Origin of the sequence: Maribacter aestuarii (assembly GCF_027474845.2) — a bacterium.
Lineage (GTDB): Bacteria > Bacteroidota > Bacteroidia > Flavobacteriales > Flavobacteriaceae > Maribacter > Maribacter aestuarii.
Genome location: NZ_CP107031.2, coordinates 3,329,801 through 3,348,172, shown reverse-complemented (window position 1 = coordinate 3,348,172; position 18,372 = coordinate 3,329,801). Strand labels below are relative to the sequence as shown.

18 protein-coding genes and 1 pseudogene are annotated in these 18,372 nt (G+C 38.4%); 5 read left to right on the top strand and 14 right to left on the bottom strand.

The genetic code is table 11. From position 1 onward, the window contains the following. Nucleotides 1–31: 31 nt before the first annotated feature. From menA to N8A89_RS15205, 7 genes are all read right to left on the bottom strand, one after another. Nucleotides 32–940 carry a 1,4-dihydroxy-2-naphthoate octaprenyltransferase gene (gene menA / locus N8A89_RS15235; RefSeq protein WP_289644558.1) on the bottom strand — a complete coding sequence of 303 codons (909 nt, stop codon included), beginning with the start codon at nt 938–940 and terminating at the stop codon, nt 32–34. Continuing rightward, on the bottom strand, nt 940–1,542 hold the full coding sequence (locus N8A89_RS15230; RefSeq protein WP_281542999.1) for an SPOR domain-containing protein: 603 nt from the start codon (nt 1,540–1,542) through the stop codon (nt 940–942). Before N8A89_RS15230 ends, menA begins: the two co-directional genes overlap by 1 nt. 175 nt (nt 1,543–1,717) lie before the next feature. Then, a complete protein-coding gene (locus N8A89_RS15225; RefSeq protein ID WP_281542998.1) occupies nt 1,718–2,557 on the bottom strand; it encodes a CvfB family protein in 840 nt (279 codons plus the stop codon). 96 nt (nt 2,558–2,653) lie between these two features. Beyond that, the gene (locus tag N8A89_RS15220) at nt 2,654–2,995 is read right to left on the bottom strand and encodes a DUF2853 family protein (protein WP_281542997.1); all 342 of its coding nucleotides are present in this window, start codon (nt 2,993–2,995) and stop codon (nt 2,654–2,656) included. Nucleotides 2,996–3,031: 36 nt separating this feature from the next. Next, on the bottom strand, nt 3,032–4,783 hold the full coding sequence (menD, locus tag N8A89_RS15215; RefSeq protein WP_289644557.1) for a 2-succinyl-5-enolpyruvyl-6-hydroxy-3-cyclohexene-1-carboxylic-acid synthase: 1,752 nt from the start codon (nt 4,781–4,783) through the stop codon (nt 3,032–3,034). Nucleotides 4,784–4,832: 49 nt separating this feature from the next. Then, nucleotides 4,833–5,945, bottom strand: coding sequence for a chorismate-binding protein (locus N8A89_RS15210; protein ID WP_281542996.1), 1,113 nt, complete (start codon nt 5,943–5,945; stop codon nt 4,833–4,835). 2 nt (nt 5,946–5,947) lie between these two features. Then, nucleotides 5,948–6,370: a hotdog fold thioesterase gene (locus N8A89_RS15205; protein ID WP_281542995.1), complete on the bottom strand. Its 423-nt coding sequence runs from the start codon at nt 6,368–6,370 to the stop codon at nt 5,948–5,950. Nucleotides 6,371–6,436: 66 nt separating this feature from the next. On the opposite strand from N8A89_RS15205, the gene N8A89_RS15200 reads away from it, so the two are divergent. Continuing rightward, nucleotides 6,437–7,081 (top strand): alpha/beta hydrolase, encoded by a 645-nt coding sequence (locus N8A89_RS15200; protein WP_289644556.1) that lies wholly within the window; start codon nt 6,437–6,439, stop codon nt 7,079–7,081. 10 nt (nt 7,082–7,091) lie between these two features. After that, a complete protein-coding gene (locus N8A89_RS15195) occupies nt 7,092–7,655 on the top strand; it encodes a GNAT family N-acetyltransferase (protein WP_281542994.1) in 564 nt (187 codons plus the stop codon). 39 nt (nt 7,656–7,694) lie between these two features. Here N8A89_RS15195 and N8A89_RS15190 read toward each other — a convergent pair whose 3' ends face one another. Both N8A89_RS15190 and dnaK read right to left on the bottom strand, forming a co-directional pair. Further along, nucleotides 7,695–8,627 (bottom strand): hypothetical protein, encoded by a 933-nt coding sequence (locus tag N8A89_RS15190; protein ID WP_289644555.1) that lies wholly within the window; start codon nt 8,625–8,627, stop codon nt 7,695–7,697. Between the two features lie 105 nt (nt 8,628–8,732). Next, entirely contained in the window at nt 8,733–10,643 is a 1,911-nt protein-coding gene (dnaK, locus tag N8A89_RS15185; RefSeq protein WP_281542991.1) for a molecular chaperone DnaK, read from the bottom strand. 239 nt (nt 10,644–10,882) lie between these two features. Between dnaK and N8A89_RS15180 the strand changes: the two genes are divergently transcribed. Then, nucleotides 10,883–12,307 carry an L-serine ammonia-lyase gene (locus tag N8A89_RS15180; protein ID WP_281543297.1) on the top strand — a complete coding sequence of 475 codons (1,425 nt, stop codon included), beginning with the start codon at nt 10,883–10,885 and terminating at the stop codon, nt 12,305–12,307. On the opposite strand, the gene N8A89_RS15175 is transcribed toward N8A89_RS15180, so the two are convergent. Both N8A89_RS15175 and N8A89_RS15170 read right to left on the bottom strand, forming a co-directional pair. After that, complete coding sequence (locus N8A89_RS15175) at nt 12,304–13,260, bottom strand: phosphoribosylaminoimidazolesuccinocarboxamide synthase (RefSeq protein ID WP_281542990.1); 957 nt, start codon at nt 13,258–13,260, stop codon at nt 12,304–12,306. The two genes, N8A89_RS15180 and N8A89_RS15175, sit on opposite strands and share 4 nt — an antisense overlap. A gap of 10 nt (nt 13,261–13,270) precedes the next feature. After that, nucleotides 13,271–14,224, bottom strand: a complete 954-nt coding sequence (locus N8A89_RS15170) for a PhoH family protein (RefSeq protein ID WP_281542989.1) — start codon at nt 14,222–14,224, stop codon at nt 13,271–13,273. 129 nt (nt 14,225–14,353) lie between these two features. Here N8A89_RS15170 and N8A89_RS15165 point away from each other — a divergent pair, with 129 nt between their 5' ends. Then, complete coding sequence (locus N8A89_RS15165; protein ID WP_281542988.1) at nt 14,354–15,184, top strand: SAM hydrolase/SAM-dependent halogenase family protein; 831 nt, start codon at nt 14,354–14,356, stop codon at nt 15,182–15,184. Between the two features lie 284 nt (nt 15,185–15,468). Then, nucleotides 15,469–16,586 (top strand): annotated as a pseudogene (dnaN, locus tag N8A89_RS15160) (DNA polymerase III subunit beta). 72 nt (nt 16,587–16,658) lie between these two features. Here the strand turns inward: dnaN and N8A89_RS15155 are convergent. The 3 genes from N8A89_RS15155 to N8A89_RS15145 all read right to left on the bottom strand — a co-directional run bounded on the left by N8A89_RS15155 (nt 16,659) and on the right by N8A89_RS15145 (nt 18,332). Further along, nucleotides 16,659–17,024, bottom strand: a complete 366-nt coding sequence (locus tag N8A89_RS15155; RefSeq protein WP_281542987.1) for a DUF4870 domain-containing protein — start codon at nt 17,022–17,024, stop codon at nt 16,659–16,661. Nucleotides 17,025–17,109: 85 nt separating this feature from the next. Beyond that, a complete protein-coding gene (locus N8A89_RS15150; protein WP_281542986.1) occupies nt 17,110–17,526 on the bottom strand; it encodes a hypothetical protein in 417 nt (138 codons plus the stop codon). 173 nt (nt 17,527–17,699) lie between these two features. After that, nucleotides 17,700–18,332, bottom strand: a complete 633-nt coding sequence (locus tag N8A89_RS15145) for a sugar transferase (RefSeq protein ID WP_281542985.1) — start codon at nt 18,330–18,332, stop codon at nt 17,700–17,702. Between the last annotated feature and the right edge of the window lie 40 nt (nt 18,333–18,372).

Below are 18,372 nucleotides of genomic sequence, written 5' to 3'. Positions count from 1 at the left end.
CGTGTAGGGTTTAAATGGTTGATAATCAAAATTACAAAAAATAATTATAACTAAAATAAAATAGCAATGCCATGAGAAAGGTGCTCAACGCTAATTTTTTAAGTTCAGGGTCTAAGAATAATGGGCTTTGTATGCTTTTAACTTTCAATAGATGAACTACAATAGGAACATAGGCCAATAGACTTATAAATTGAACCCAGTTTTCCTTGGTCAACATAATAAATACGACCAAGAAGAGAAAAGAGGCGCTTAAAAGCAAGTAGTGATAAATTTTACCCCTTTTAAAACCTAATTTAACAACCACCGTATTTTTACCTGATAATTTGTCCGATTTTAAATCCCTAAGATTATTTAAGTTAAGCACTCCTACACTTAGCAAGCCTATACTCAAGGCCGGAAGCACGGAAAGCAAGGGAATGGTTTTGATGTAAAGAAACATCGCACCAAGCACCCCCGCCAAACCAAAAAAAACGAAAACAGAAAGATCCCCAAAACCTCGGTAACCATATGGCGTATTACCCATGGTGTACTTTATAGCCGCCCATATACTTGAAATAGCCAATAGCAGGAAAATCAAAATATACCCTACTCCTTCAATACCAAAGGCAGCAAATAAAAGAACCAATACAAAAATCATTGTGATTCCTATGGAGATAAATATACCCTGTTTCAGGGCTTTAGGACTTAAGAGTCCACTTTGTAAAGCCCGCGCCGGACCAATTCTCCCCTCGTTATCAGTACCCTTAATACCGTCACCGTAGTCATTTGCAAAGTTGGAAGTGACCTGAAATCCTACAGTGGTTAAAAGTGCGAGAACAAAAATTAAACTGTTTTGTGTACCGTAGAAACCTGCCATGCCTGTCCCTACTAAAATACCTGATATTGATAAAGGAAGAGTTCTGAGTCTAGCGGCATTGACCCATGCGCCTATTTTCGACACTAATACGGATCTTCGATTTGAATTCTTTTACCATCCTTATAAGAAGCTACAAAAGCATCTTGAAATCCAATGTCCACAAGCTGCTTTCTGAAGGATTGTGCTTCTTGCAAAGTTTCAAAATTGCCCAGGGAATAAGAATAGAACGGATTTGTCTTAACAAACAGCGTATTAGTTAGAGCCTCTGAGGCTAAAGTAATATTATTATCTACGAATGATTTGACTTGAACGGAATATATCTTTTCCTTTTGAAGAAACTCTTTTGCAAGATAAAACTCTTTTACAAGGCTTAATTCTTCATTCTGTAATTTAAGATTATCAATTCTAGTTTTAATGGCATCTAAACTATCAATGGAAACCAGAAGGTTATTGTTCTGTTTGTCGAAACTACTGGAGCTACTCAAACCGGCCGTGAAAGACGTAAAGGCCAATCCACCTATTAGAAAAAAAGCGGTAATACCTGCAAGTACATTTCGCTGGATTTTACTCTTTTTAAGTTCCTTGTTCTTAAATTTTATTTGATCTAGAAGTCGCTCGTTTATGATCTGAGCTTTGTCAATATCTTTATGCAGTTCTAATAAATCACTTTCTTCAATAAAAGGCATAATTCTAATTTTTATGGGGTACTATGGACTAAAAGTAGGTAAAAATTTAGCTTAATTTTAGGTATTTCTACAATATCCACAAAAATAACGTTTAAATTAAATCTTTCCAATAAAAACAGGTCTTATCCAGTACATAAATTTGAAAACCAGTCTTTTAAGAAAAAACTGACATTTGCTATTCTTCAGCAACCATGGCTATACCATCCTCTTTGAAAGTGATTTTTCTTGCCTTATACAAAGTTCCCAATCCTTTTTTAAAGGTCTTTTTACTCATTTGCATGATATCCCTTATAGTTTCTGGGTCAGATTTGTCATGCAATGCCAAAAACCCATCGTTTTCTTTCAACACTTCATAAATCTTATTTGCAGCCGGTTCTAAAACCCTACTACCTAAAGGTTGCAGAGAAATATCAATTTTACCATCTTTCCGAATTGTTTTTACACATCCCGGAATTACATCGCCTATGTTGATAGATTTAAACACTTCGTTAAAATAGACCAACCCCTTGTGCTTTTCGTTCACGATAACTTCCCAACCCAAGTCCGTTTGCCGGGTCACCACCAAATCTACTTCCTCCCACTCTTTGAGTTGTACGTTGTCGTTATTCAAGAATTTATCCAACTTATTGGACGCTACCAGCCTTCCCGTACGTTCGTCCAGATAACAACGCACTACATACCATTGTCCCTCCTTCATCTTAATTCTCTGTTCCCTGAACGGTACAAGTAGATGCTTCTCCAAACCCCATTCCATAAAGGCTCCATAAGCATTTATCTCCGCAACTTGGAGTAAGCGGAACTCACCCAACATTATATAGGGTTCCAGTGTTGTTGCCACTGGTCTTTCATCATAGTCCAAATAGCAAAAGACTTCGATTTTGTCCCCGATTTCATAAGATTCCGGTACGTATTTATTAGGTAAAAGAACGTCGTTACCTTCCTCGTCTCCAAGAAATAGCCCTACGCTGGTATCCCTTAAAATCTCAAGTTTATTTATTCTTCCCAAGTCTATCATACCACAAAATTACGTTTAAATATTTGAAGCTCATCCTACAAACGAAAAAGGGCTATTCCGTTTGGAATAGCCCTTTTAAAATATTTGATTATGTTTCTATTTATAAACAGATTCCTTATTGAAATGCTTGCACAGCATATAATAAACTACTGCTCTGTGTTTGTTCTTATTGGATGAACCATATTTATCCATAACGCTTTTAATTGCGGTCATCAACTCCGGACCATCTTTTAGCCCTAATTTTTTAACAAGGTAATTATTTTTAACTGTCTCCAATTCTTTTTCATCACCTCCAGAAACCTTAGAGGCATCTAGATTGTAAATGGAAGGTCCAAGACCAACAGTCACTTTTGTAAGTAGGTCCATATCCGCACTTGTACCAAATTTATCTTTGATATCGGCGGCATATTTTTCGATAAGTTCATCTCTTTTACTCATAATACGTAGTGTCTTAAATTTGTAGTTAATAGTTCTCTAAGATATAAAATGAAAGTAATCCATCAAAATTTTATTGTTCAATAGTCGTGGCGTAAAAATTTCAAGTAGTTTAGGATCATCCGATACCTCGTAGAAAGATTGTAGTTCTTTCCGAAGGGATTGCTCATCCGTGGCCTCGTTATAAATCAACCCGTACATCGCGCACAATGATCGTGCATTGAGGTCATGTTTGGTCTCAAAATACCTTTCAAAATTATCAGAATCCTCCTTGCCCGGTAATATTCTAAATATACCTCCTCCACCGTTGTTTATCAGAATGATTCTAAAATCTTTTCTTATATAGTTGTTCCAAAGGGCATTACTATCGTAAAAAAAACTTAGGTCTCCCGTAATTAGGAGCGTAGGAGCATCATCCTGCAAAGAAGCTCCAATAGCTGTAGAAGTGCTACCATCGATACCACTTGTGCCCCTATTACAAAAAACTCTCAATGTAGGCTCTAAATCGAATAATTGAGCATATCTCACAGTGGAGCTGTTAGAAAGTTGCAATTGATGTCCTTTTGGTATCTTCTTGAGGATGATATCATAAACCAAAAAATCAGAAAAGGGTATTTGGGCAAGATATTCCTCTCTCTTTTCCTTATGGTGGTTTTTTAGTTTATCCCATCGTTCAAAATAGTTACTTGAAACGTTATTCTGGTTCGCGTACAGCCTTGTTATAAACTCGTTGACCGATAACTTGAAATGCCTTTTTAAACAAAAGAAAGTGTCATTTGCCTTGACCCCTCCTACATGCCAATGTTGGTCTGGTGCGTATGTTCGGAGAAAAGCCTTTATTTTTTTTGAAACAATAAGACCTCCAAAGGTCAATACAATTTCAGGTTTTAATTCTTCAAAAAGATTTTCTTTGTCGTCGGATAGTTCTATTGGGGCCAAGATGGTGTCTATACTCGCGAAAAAATTGGGGTGGTATAAATTAGAGGTGGTTTCTGTAAAAACTAGGACCGTAGGATCATTTCCTAACTTATCCAATAATTGCGAATCCACGTTATTAGGTGAATTTACCCCAACAAGAACAATTTTACGTTTCGCCTCGTGCCAAATTTTTATGAACTCATCTAACGGACCAACGGCTTCTTGGTTAGGCTTGTGAAATTTTATCGCAGTCTTCGTATTAGAAGCAGTAAGAAAGTCGTACAAGGGCTCCTCAAAAGGGGCGTTGATGTGGACCGGCGTATTTTGCTTGATGCAAAGGTTAATGGCGCTGTTGAGTTCATCATCGTTAAAAGATTGAACCTCTGTCTGAATTCCATACACATTCCCCATGGTAATCCATTGTGGACTATACCGTTCAATTTTTGATGTAGCGTGAGTAACATCCTGTTTCAAATTTGCAGAATATCCAATGTGTCTGTCAAAAACATTGTCCTGACGGATGGTCTGTCCGTCACCAATGTCTATTTTATAAGCTGGTCTATCCGCTGAGATTATGACTAACGGTATCTGACTATAAAAGGCTTCCGCGATTGCTGGATAATAATTGAGTAACGCACTACCAGAAGTACATACGAGCGCAACAGGTTTGCAAAGTTGTTGTGCCATGCCCAAGGCGAAAAATGCGGCACAGCGCTCATCAACAATACTAAAACAGTTAAAAAAAGGGTTTTCCGTAAATGAAATGGTCAAGGGTGCATTCCTTGATCCCGGTGAGATTACTATATTGGAAATATCCTTGGCCTGGCAATGCTGAACAATCGTTTGGGCCAAAGGAATTGAGGAGTATTTCATGCTTTACAAAAATACAATCTGTATTGTCTAAACCCAATAGTTTAACCTACTATTTGGCATATAAAACCTTAAGCATTGTACGGCTTTTGTTCACCGTTTCCTCCCACTCACTTTCCGGATCGGATTCTCTGGTAACCCCTCCCCCAACGTATACAATAGCCTTTTTATCAACTATCTGCAAACATCGCAAGTTCACGAATAGTTCCGTAGATTTTTTTACTGAGCGATAGGCCCCGTTTTCAATATTCTTCTTGTTGGAATTTCTTTTCGTTTCAGAAGTATGATTAAGTTCCCCAAGAAAACCGGTATAAAACTTCCTGTCATAGTTTTCATTTTCCAGAATAAAATTTCGACTACTTTCCTTGGGCAATCCGCCCACAGCAGGTGTTGGATGTAATTGCCGGATAACCTCTGGAAGTAAATCGGGACGCATCCTTCCAGTTATACTGGTTTTTAAATGCAGCAAATTTCCGGCCTTTATGGTGGACACCTCAGAAACCGCGATATCGAAAACGATATTTTTCAGGGCATCATGAATATAATCCGTAACTAATTGTTGCTCTTCCTTTTCCTTATTTTCCCAATGGGGATTTAAATTTCCCGTATAGGCCTGTGTACCTGCTAAGGAGTTGGTCGTTAGTTGACCGTTTTCCAGCTTTAAGAATTTTTCTGGTGTTGCACCCAACCATAAGCCGACTTTTGGGTGAAACCATATGTAACAGAATGCACTGGAATAATTGGCCAACAGCCTTTCAAAAACCGATGTCGGGTGAATGTCATCTTTGCTTTTTATTGCTCTTGAAAGCACTACTTTTTTTAGACGCCCCCTCTCTATTTCCCTAATCCCTTTTTTTACCAAATTCGTATGGTATATTTTTTCGACTTCAGAAATATTGGGTTCAATTCCATCATTCTTTAAAGAATTTGCAGTGCTGAGAAAAGTCGCCTTATCAATTCTATCTGGTTTCAGAAGTATAGCTGGAGTGTTACTATCAAAAGGTGCAAATACAAAACCTTCTTCCGTAAAATTCTTAGCGTAGTATAGCGCCATGTCATCTTGGAACAAAGCCTTTACAGAATCTTCATTAGGTTTTCTATATGCCACAAAGGGGAGTCCAGCTTGGTAATGCTGTTTTATATTTTCTAAAAAATCAGAAAACATAATTAAGTTCTAGGTAATGAAATGGTCGTTAGCTTACATAGTGAAATAAGCGTGTCCTCAGCATCCGTTATTCGTATATGCCATAACTGGGTTGTCCTACCCTTATGAACTATATTGGCTTTAGCATATACAAAACCTTCTCGAATACTCTTTACATGATTGGCAGAAATCTCCAATCCGCGGACAAAGAATTTTTTCCCATCCAAAAAAATAAAGGATGCCATACTGCCCACACTTTCCGCAAGGGCTACGGAAGCTCCCCCATGCAAAACCCCATCCGGCTGATGTACTTTGGGAGTAACCGGCATTTTAGCCACTAAATAATTCTCACCTACATCTATGTACTCTATTTCTAAAGTTTCCATCATCGTATTCTTAGATGATGCGTTGCATACTTTTAGAATTTTATCTTTGTAATCGTCCATTAGCAAATTTTTGTAAAATTACGGAATAGGAGACCAAGTACCTCAAAGGAGGCGATTAGAATTTATATGAAAGAAAGAACTAAAAGTGTTACCTATAAAAGCACCAACACTTACGAAACACTGAACGAATTCACAGAGAAAACCAAGAATGTCTGGATTGTTTTTCATGGTATTGGCTATTTGAGTCGCTATTTCTTAACTTATTTTGATGAACTTCCACGAGAGGAAAATTACATCATAGCGCCCCAAGCCCCCTCTAAATACTATTTAAAAAATGAATATAAATACGTAGGCGCCAGTTGGCTTACCAAGGAAAACACCAATTTAGAAATTGAAAATGTGCTATCCTATTTAAACAGTGTTCTGAAGGCTGAACAAATTCCGGCAACGAGTAATTTGATAGTTTTTGGGTTCTCCCAGGGTGTTTCCATAGCTACGCGATGGTTATCGAAAACAAAGTTGAATTGCTCCAAATTGATTCTTTATGCAGGTGGGATTCCCAATGAACTCACTGCCTCGGATTTTAAATATCTTATCGAAAACAAAACTGAAGTACAAATAGTTGTAGGCAGAAACGACGAATATCTTACCCCGAAAAGAATGGAAATTGAATCAAGGAAAATAGAGTCTCTTTTCAACGGTAAAGCCAAGCAGCTTGTTTTTGAAGGTGGACATGAAATAAAAAAGGAAATTATAAACGCTTTGGTATAGCAGAAAAAAGATGGTTTTAGAAAATTACAGGGTAAAATTGATGCCCTTAACTTTGGACAACTTTCATCATTTGATTCCAGTGGCATCAGAAGAAAACCTTGTGCAGTACTCTCCTTCATCTATTGAAACACCCGAAAAATTAAAAGAATACGTACAAACCGCCTTAGAACAACAGCAGCTGCAAACAAGCTTACCTTATATCATATATGACAAGCAAAATGCTTCTTTCGCGGGAAGCACTAGATACATGAATATTCATTGGAAAAATAAAGTATTGCATATTGGCTCTACATGGATAGGAAAAGCTTTCCAAGGAACTGGACTAAATTCACAGATGAAATATTTGATGTTGGAAAACGCTTTCCATCAAATGGATTTTGAAAAGGTTGAATTTAGAATCGACGAACGTAACATCAAATCCAGAAAGGCTGTAGAAAAACTTGGTGCCGTATTAGAGGGAATCTTACGACAAGATGTCTATTTGACGGACGGTTTTAAAAGAAATACCTGCTGTTATGGTCTATTGAAGCAAGAGTGGGAAGCGGTAAAGTCTAAGAATTTTCCTAATGTATAAAGTAGTGAAATACGCTTAAATTACTTTTCAAAAAAAACCTCAGTCTTTGTTTTCTACTACCGATTCAGACTCGTAATATGTAATTCTTCTGGTCTTATACGTATTATCTGGAGTAATGATTTGCTTGATCCAATTTCCGCCTTCCCCTTTGTCGTACTGGTAGATATATTCTTTCTTTTCAATGAGATCTCCTGTCTTTGAAATCTCTTCAATCAGCATTCCGTTCGCATCATATTTAAAAGTTGTCCTCGTGGTAGGAACGAAGCTTTTTTCTTCCTTATTAAACTCAAATTCTTGCTGTGCCAATAGTTTACCTTCTGGGCCAAAAACCTCTTCGAACGCCATATTCTCCTCTCCTTTTAAAAACTCCTTGGTCAGAACTACCTTTTTCATAACACCGTCCTTCCCCTTACGAGAGGACGTCCTTACGGATTTTAAAGGAACGTTATTCAATAAATAGGTTGTTGTTGTTTCTCCTTTGTATTTTTTATAATCTACCAAAGTCATATCTGTTCCATCATTGTTACTTCTGGTCATTTTCACCAATTTCCCATTATGATTAAATTCATATACGTACTGGTCTAAAAATTCCTTTTCATACGAAACTATTTTCTCAGTGATCCTACGATTAGGTACGGAATCAATTTCATAGAAATTTGCTATTGAAGTACTTGGGTCAAAGGTATTATCCCTGTATGACTCCGACCTTTTTTCTAGAAGCTCATCGCCATCATATTTATAATACGTAACATCATAGTCATTGTCATTATATCGTGTTACAGATTTTGTAAGGAGACCTTTTTTATTGAAGTCATATTCTTCCTTACCATAGTTGGTGATAACAAGGCAAGTTTTTACACTATCCTTTAAATCAAAATCAGACAAAGAAAAAATCCTGAATTCCTGAGCATTACTTTCAACAAAGAAACTGAGCAGAAAGAAGGTGAAAATGTGGCGGTAGTTGTTTGTCATAAATCAAAATTACTTTATATTCCTACAACGAAAAACAAAAGGTATACCAAAAAATAAAAAGGAGCGGTGATTACCGCTCCTTTTTCGATGTTATGTTTATTAAAATTATTTAACTTCCTCGAAGTCTACGTCTTCTACGTTGTCACCCTCTGGTGAAGTAGCGTCAGCGGTTGCTTCTCCTTCAGGAGCTCCTCCACCTGCTTGTTGCGCTTCCGCTTGAGCTTTGTACATCTCTTCGGATGCTACTTTCCAAGCTTCGTTTATTTTATCCAAAGCTGGGGTAATTTGGGCCAAGTCCTTCGATTCATACGCTTTCTTCAGTTCCTCCAAAGCTTCTTCGATAGGTTTTTTCTTATCGTCCGATAATTTATCCCCAAATTCCGTCAATTGCTTTTCGGTTTGGAAAATCATAGCATCGGCTTCGTTCAGCTTATCCGCAGTTTCTTTCGCTTTTTTATCAGCATCGGCATTCGCTTCTGCCTCCGCTTTCATCTTTTTAATTTCCTCTTCGGTCAATCCAGAAGAAGCTTCGATACGAATATCTTGGGTCTTATTGGTAGCCTTATCGGTAGCGGATACTTTTATAATTCCGTTTGCATCGATATCGAAAGTCACTTCAATCTGCGGGGTTCCTCTTTGTGCGGGTGGAATACCATCTAAGTGAAAACGTCCAATCGTCTTGTTATCGGCCGCCATAGGTCTTTCTCCTTGTAACACATGGATCTCAACAGAAGGCTGATTATCAGCCGCAGTAGAGAACACTTGTGATTTCTTGGTAGGAATCGTTGTGTTTGCATCAATTAACTTGGTCATAACACCCCCCATAGTTTCGATACCTAAGGAAAGAGGCGTAACATCCAATAACAATACATCCTTAACGTCTCCAGTAAGAACACCACCTTGTATGGCAGCACCTACAGCAACTACCTCATCCGGATTTACTCCTTTCGAAGGTTTTTTACCGAAGAACTTCTCGACTGCTTCCTGTACGGCAGGTATTCTGGTAGAACCACCTACAAGAATAATCTCATCGATATCGCTTTTAGAAAGTCCGGCAGCTTTTAATGCTGTCTTACAGGGCTCAATAGTCCTTTTTACCAAATCATCTATCAATTGATTGAATTTGGCCAAGGTCAATGTGCGCACCAAGTGCTTAGGTCCTGTTGCGGTCGCCGTTACATATGGCAAATTGATTTCGGTCTGTGCAGAGGAAGACAATTCTATTTTTGCCTTTTCAGCTGCCTCACGCAATCTTTGTAACGCCATGGCATCATCACGCAAATCGATGCTTTCATCTTTCTTGAACTCATCGGCCAACCAATCGATAATCTTTTGGTCTACGTCATCACCACCTAAGTGCGTATCTCCATCCGTTGCCAATACTTCGAAAACTCCATCACCCAACTCCAAGATAGAGACATCATGTGTTCCTCCACCAAAGTCAAAAACGACTATCTTCTGGTCGGTATCTTTTTTGTCCATACCGTAGGCCAAAGAAGCAGCAGTCGGCTCGTTGATAATTCGCTCAACGGTTAATCCTGCAATCTCACCAGCTTCCTTTGTAGCTTGTCTTTGCGCATCGTTAAAATAGGCAGGCACAGTAATAACTGCTCTAGTTACATCCTGTCCTAAATAATCCTCGGCCGTTTTCTTCATTTTTTGAAGGATCATGGCCGATAGTTCTTGAGGCGTGTACAAACGTCCGTCGATATCTACACGTGGGGTATCATTATCCCCCTTAACTACTTTATAAGGTACCCTTTCCGCTTCTTTCTTGGATTCGGAATACTTATTCCCCATGAATCGTTTGATAGAATATATCGTATTGTTAGGGTTAGTAACCGCCTGACGCTTTGCAGGATCACCGACCTTAATTTCACCACCTTCTACAAATGCGATAACCGATGGAGTAGTTCTTTTTCCTTCCGCGTTGGGAATCACTACCGGCTCGTTACCTTCCATTACGGAAACACAGGAGTTGGTAGTACCCAAATCTATTCCTATAATTTTACTCATTCTATATGTTTTAAATATTAGTGCTTGTTTTATTAAATCGTTTTGTAAATGTCAAACAATATGCCAAGCGTTGGCAACCTGACATGATGTCATTTAGTATTGATTTAATGGCCTCATAAGCAACGGAGCAAAATTGATTTCAACCACCTATGGACTTTAGAATTACAAGACATAAAATAGCATAAACTCCCTGCGGAACTTCGTACCTTAGTCAAACAATAAAACCAATAATGCTTCAAATTGAATGTATCAGCATATTTGATATGCTTAAAATAGGGGTTGGTCCATCAAGTTCTCATACTTTGGGTCCATGGCGCGCTGCCGAAAAATGGATAAAGGAGCTTAAATCCTTGGGTGTTTTTGAACAGGTAAAAGAGGTCAACGCACACATTTATGGATCTTTGGCATTAACCGGTAAGGGCCATGCCACTGATTACGCAATCATACTTGGACTATCAGGTGCCGATCCAGAATATGTACCTATAGAAGATATTCATGCTTCGGTATCATCGGTTAAAGAAGGGCGAACGCTCAAATTGGGAGCTGAGATGACTATTCCATTTGACCCCCAAACGAATATAATCTTTCATAGAAAATTCCTTCCTTTTCACGCTAATGGAATCAAATTTGAAGCTTTACTTAACACCGGACAAAAGAAGTCTAAAACTTATTATTCTATTGGAGGTGGATTTGTGGTTACTGAAGAACGTAAAAATGCCCGTAAAAAAGTCGCCGCTTTTAATTCCTTTCCATACCCTCTTCAAAAGGGTACTGAATTGTTGGAATTTTGTAAGACAGAAAATAAGAGCATCTCTGAAATTGTTCTGGAAAATGAGCGTTCCCTTAGGACGGATTCTGAAATAGACAAAGAACTACACCGCATTTGGGACACCATGTTGGAATGTATGTATACGGGTTGCCATACCGAGGGTAAGCTACCTGGTGGCCTTAATGTGAAGCGCAGGGCGTTTGAAATGCATAAAAATTTAAATGGAGGTTTGCCGTACTCCAATCCGGAGGAATGGCTAATGACCATCCGACAGACGGAAGTGAAATTCCGTCAAATCCTACAATGGGTAAGTTGCTTTGCACTTAGTGTAAACGAGGTTAACGCTTCCTTGGGAAGGGTCGTTACGGCACCTACAAACGGAAGTGCAGGAGTAATCCCTGCCGTACTTATGTATTATATGGTGATTGAGAACCATGCCGGAAATTTTGACCATATCAAGCAATTTCTATTGGTTGCCGGTGAGATTGGCAGTATATTCAAAAAAGGGGCGACAATATCCGCAGCAATGGGTGGTTGCCAAGCTGAAATAGGCGTTTCATCAGCAATGGCGGCGGGTGCATTGACCGAGCTTTTGGGAGGATCTCCGGAACAAGTATTGATGGCAGCTGAGATAGCCATGGAACATCATCTGGGACTTACGTGCGATCCTATTGGTGGGTTGGTTCAAATTCCATGTATAGAACGTAACTCCATGGGAGCTATAAAAGCAATTAATGCCGCCGAACTTGCGCTGGGCTCTGACCCTTTGGAAGCTAAGGTCCCATTAGACAAAGTAGTACAGACGATGTGGGAAACAGCTAAAGATATGAGTTCAAAGTACAAGGAAACTTCTGAGGGTGGTCTAGCTGTAGGCGTATTTTTGAGTGATTGCTAAGAGACTTTCTTTAAATACTCCAGCACATTTTTGGCTATTCGCTCCTGAATATTGGAAATATCCGCTTTCAAGAACTTTTCTCCAGTTATTTTTTCATAAAGTTCAATATACCTTTCAGAAACCGAGTTAATATAATCGTCGGTCATATGGGGTACAGTTTGACCTTCTAGTCCCTGAAAATTATTGGCGATTAACCATTGTCTAACGAATTCTTTTGAAAGTTGTTTTTGGGCTTCTCCCCTATCCTGCCGCTCTTGATATCCCTCCTTGTAGAAATATCGGGAAGAGTCTGGTGTATGTATCTCGTCAATCAATACAATTTTCCCCTCTTTAGTTTTTCCGAATTCATATTTCGTATCCACTAAAATCAATCCCCTTTCATCTGCAAGTTCAGTTCCTCTTTTAAACAAATCTTTTGTGTAATTTTCCAGAAACTCGTAATCCTCTTTGGACACGATTCCCCTTTTTAAAATTTCCGCTTTAGAAATATCCTCGTCATGATCACCTTTTTCGGCCTTGGTTGCAGGGGTAATGATGGGTTCTGGAAATTTGTCATTCTCTTTCATCCCATCCTGCATATAAACACCACAAATTAGACGCTTTCCCGCTTTGTACTCCCTTGCCGCGTGTCCGGAAAGATAGCCGCGTATCACCATCTCAACTTTAAAGGGTTCGCATGCGTAACCCACAGCCACGTTTGGGTCTGGAGTCGCTATAAGCCAGTTAGGAACAATATCCTTGGTAGCTTCCATCATTTGTGTGGCAATCTGGTTCAGAATCTGCCCTTTATAGGGTATTCCTTTGGGCATTACCACGTCAAAGGCAGATAGTCTATCAGTAGCCACCATGACCAAAATATTATTTTCCAGCGTATATACTTCCCTAACTTTTCCCTTGTAGACGTTCTTTTGACCTGGAAAATTGAAGTTGGTATCGATAATGGTATTGGACATAAATAACTATTTAGTTTTGATGCTCAATGTTTTTATATGCATCAATCACCTTTTTAACTAGTTTATGACGAATAACATCCTTATCATCAAGATATATCATATCTATTCCTTCTACGTCTTTAAGTATGAGTAGTACTTCTTTCAGGCCGGAAATGGTTCTTCGTGGCAGATCTATTTGACCAGGATCTCCGGTAATTAGGAACTTTGCATTCCTACCCATCCTCGTAAGAAACATCTTCATCTGCGCATGCGTCGTATTCTGGGCCTCGTCGAGGATAACAAATGCGTTGTCCAAAGTTCTTCCTCGCATGAATGCCATGGGGGCAATCTCTATGGTTCTGTTCTCAATGAAATGCGTCAATTTTTCTGCCGGAATCATATCACGCAAGGCATCGTATAAAGGTTGCATGTAGGGATCTAATTTTTCTTTCAAATCTCCTGGAAGAAATCCCAAGTTTTCTCCTGCTTCTACGGCGGGTCTGGTAAGAATAATTTTCCGTACCTGTTTTTCCTTTAACGCCTTCACCGCTAAGGCGACACCCGTATAAGTTTTACCTGTTCCCGCTGGGCCAATGGCAAAAACCATATCGTTCTTTTTAGCGGCATCCACCAATCGTCGCTGATTTACCGTCTGCGCCTTTATAAGGCGACCGCTTACCCCGTGAACCAGAGTTTCCCCACTGTTCTCGGAGGATTGATAATCGGTACTACCATTACTCGAAAGTACGCGCTCAATAGCATTTTCGTCAAGTTTGTTGTACTTAACAAAATGTGCCGTAAGCATATCAAACCGTTTATCAAATTCCTCAAGAAGGTCTTCGTCCCCGTAAGCCTTTATTTTATTTCCTCTTGCTACAATTTTTAGTTTTGGAAAATATTTCTTTAGAAGATCAATGTGTTCGTTCTGTTGTCCAAAAAACTCTCTTGGACTAATTTCGGTAAGTTCTAAAACCAGTTCGTTCAAATAGTGGGATTTAGTAAGATTGTAACCATTCGAAGTTTAATTTCGCTTGGCTGTTTTTTTGTTTAATTTTGTGAATCAAATTTAAGTAAAATTAAGTTTTACTAACCAAAAACATATCAACATTGCTGCATGGCAATAATAACATTAACTACAGATTTTGGGCTCAAAGATCACTTCGTTGCGGTTCTCAAAGGTTCCATTTATACAGAATTACCCGATGCTAAAATTGTTGATATTTCCCATGACATATCCCCCTTTAACATTCAAGAGTGCGCTTATATCCTAGAAAATAGTTATCACAGTTTTCCCAAGGGAACCATACATATCGTAGGGGTGGATTCCGAAGCTACCAGCGAGAACAAACATATTGCCGTTCTAGTCAACGGACACTATTTTATTAGTGCAAATACCGGTGTTGTTGGGCTTATCACCTCCAAAATGAAACCGGATAAAGTGGTGGAAATCAGTATTCCAAATCCCTTATACGGATCATTTCCCGTCATGAGCGTGTTCATTCAAGTTGCCTGCCATATTGCTAGGGGTGGAACCCTGGAGGTCGTAGGCAAACCTTTTGGAGATCTTAAAGAGTTGAGGGAATTTTCACCTAGAATTGCCGAAGACGGTAAAAAGATTATTGGAAGTGTTATCTATATTGATAACTATGGCAATGTAGTCACCAACATTGAAAAGCTCCTCTTCGATGCCTATAGAAATGGAAGGGAATTTGAGCTCCACGCTAGAAACTATAAAATTAAGACTATTCATAAAGCGTACAGTGATATTATCGATTTTACTTTGGATAAAAATCAAAGAAAAGGTGATGGTGACCTGCTGGCACTTTTTAATTCCTCCAATTACATTGAATTGGCCATTTATAAAAGTAACTTGAATACCGTTGGTGGAGCTTCTACCCTACTTGGTCTTGGGTATAGGGATACTATTATCATCGATTTTCTTTAGAGAAGAAAAATACCACCTTTTAAACACCCCTGCTATTCTCCCTTTTTCAATGATTGGTATTCGGTCGCCATGGTTAATAACTATTGCTTAAACTCTTCCCTGGTTTTTTAAAAGTTGGTATGGCGGTGCTTCGGGCCTTATAATACGTTGCTCGTACTGTTGATAAGTTTGTTTCCTATAAAAGACCAATTAAAATATCTTTGTTTGGAATGACCCATCTATAAACGATTGATAAAAAGGTATTGAAAACGGTGTGTCATCACTAACAAAACAAAGTGCAAAGAATGAAATTTATAGTATCAAGTACGTACTTATTAAAACAACTTCAGATATTGGGGGAGTGATTAACAATAGTAATACACTTCCTATTTTAGATAATTTTCTATTCGATTTAAACAAGAACAAGCTAACGGTTTCCGCTTCGGACCTTGAGACCACCATGAGTTCTGTTTTGAATGTGGACTCCGACAATGAAGGCGTCATTGCAGTACCCGCCCGATTACTTCTGGAAACCCTGAAAACATTTCCTGAACAGCCGTTGACTTTCATAATAGAGGACAATAATACGGTAGAGATCAGCTCCAATCACGGTAAGTACGCCTTGGCCTACGCAGATGGTGCAGAATTCCCTAAGGCCGTTGAGTTATCAAGTCCCAGCTCTACAACTTTATTGGGAGATATTTTGGCAACAGCTATAAACAAGACCATTTTCGCCGCTGGGAATGATGATTTAAGACCTGTCATGAGCGGAGTCTTTTTTCAGTTTTCTACAGAAAACTTAACTTTTGTCGCCACCGATGCTCATAAATTGGTGAAATATCAGCGAACGGATGTTGTAGCCTCTCAAGTGGCAGAATTTATTATGCCCAAAAAACCATTGACACTTTTAAAAGGAATACTGGCCGGAAGTGAATCCGATGTTCTCATTGAATATAACGATAGTAACGCTAAATTTACCTTTGATGACACCGAACTGATATGTAGACTTATCGATGGGAAATATCCCAATTACGAAGCGGTGATACCAAAGGAGAACCCCAATAGATTGACTATAGCTAGAAATCAATTTCTAAGCTCCGTCAAAAGGGTTTCTATATTTTCCAATAAAACCACCCACCAAATACGACTTAAAATTGCTGGGGCGGAACTTAATATTTCCGCAGAGGACATAGACTACTCTAACAAGGCCGAAGAACGGTTAACCTGTTCCTACCAAGGTGATGATATGCAGATTGGTTTTAACTCAAGGTTTTTAACCGAAATGCTTAACAATCTTACGTCTGACGAAGTTTCCCTGGAAATGAGCCTTCCAAATCGCGCTGGTATATTAACCCCGATAGATGGGTTAGATGAAGGTGAAAACATTACCATGTTGGTGATGCCGGTGATGTTGAATAATTAGAAAAATATAGTCGGTATTCATAAAAAAATAAGGGCAGATTAAACTCCGCCCTTTTTTATTATTATGAAATGTCTATGCGATAAATTTAATGGTCCCAAAATAGCTGGGAGATTCTCCGTTGCTAGCTTTAACTGCATTTACAATGGGTATAAGTAGGGATAGCATTCCAGTAAAAATTAAGAGTAAAATGCCAAGACCAAAGAGTAAAATTGCAGGTATACCTATAATAATGTAAAGTATCAGGCTGAGTTGAAAATTAACGATAGCCTTCCCATGTTCATCCATTCCAATAACGGAATCTTTCGTAGTAAGCCATAGCACTAGCGGCACTATGAGGCCTCCAAATCCAGTAATAAAATCCAAGTATTGGGAGAGATGGGCAATTACGATTAATTTTCTATCCTCCCTTAATGCGATGTTTTGATTTACAATTTCCATTTTTTGATTGATTTATGATGAATAACTACCATATACGTCTCAAAAAAAGAGCAATTGTTACAGAAAACATTTGAAATGTAATAAATTATTGTTTCCTTTTTAACTTATCCAATTTCCCTTTATTCTTTAAAATCTTAGCATTCAGGTCCAAAATTTTTTCTTCCATCTTTTGGATATCCACTGGCGCCAGAGTGCCTTTAATCTTTCCCTTTTCTATTTTATTTTGAAGTCTTATCGCTTTTTTAGCGTCTTTATCAATGGATTTTTCTCTAGACTTAATTTCCTTTTTTAATTTTTCTACCTTCTTAGCTTCTTTTTCCTTTTTATCTAAAAGGCGCGCTTCTTTTTCGGCTTTTTCTACTTTTCGCTTAACTTCTTTTGCCTCTTCTTGTTCATCAACTACCACAACTTTGTCAGCGGGTAAATTATCCTCTTGTGCTGTCACCATCACGGGAGCAACTGTGAAAAATATGAAAATAAGCAGTTGTAAGAAATATTTCATGAGTTGCATTAAAATTTTATCGAATACTAAATTACCAAATAATCAATGAATAAAATTTTAAATCTTAAATACACCTATGTATTTACTTGAGGCAATATTGTAAATTCAAGAGAAGCACTAGACCTCATGAATTTTAATCTAACAAATCTGAAAGTGTAAGGTGAATTAAAGGTCTATTTGCTTTCCATTTTAATGCTACGTTCCACGTCCAAGGCGGGCATCAAAACCGTGGGATCCACAGAAACATCCTTTGACTGTATGACACGTAAAACGGTGAGCAGAAGAATTTTCATATCCAACCAAAAAGATAGGTTCTCAACATATTCTATGTCCAATTTAAGTCTATCGTCCCATTTAACCGTATTTCTTCCAGAAACCTGAGCAAGACCCGATATACCCGGCCTTACCGTATGCCTTAGCTCTTCCTCCTTGGTATAGAAAGGTAGATAGCGTACCAACAGTGGCCTTGGGCCAACAAAACTCATATCTCCTTTAAGTACATTGAAAAGTTGAGGCAACTCATCTAAGGATGTTTTTCTAATAATAATGCCGATTGGTGTTAGACGTTTACCATCTGGCAAAAGCTTTCCCGAAGCATCTTTTTTATCGTTCATGGTCTTGAACTTATTTATGGTAAATACTTTCTTATGGCGACCAGGCCGTTGCTGTTGAAAAAAAGGTTTCCCCTCATTAGCAAAAAGGAGCATTACAAAAATCAGTAAAATAATAGGTGAAAAAACTACTAATACTAATAGAGCAGTAAAAAAATCAAGACTACGTTTTACAATTGGATAGATACGGGGCATAATTTTTATGTTGCAAACATACTATTGTTAAAAAAATAAT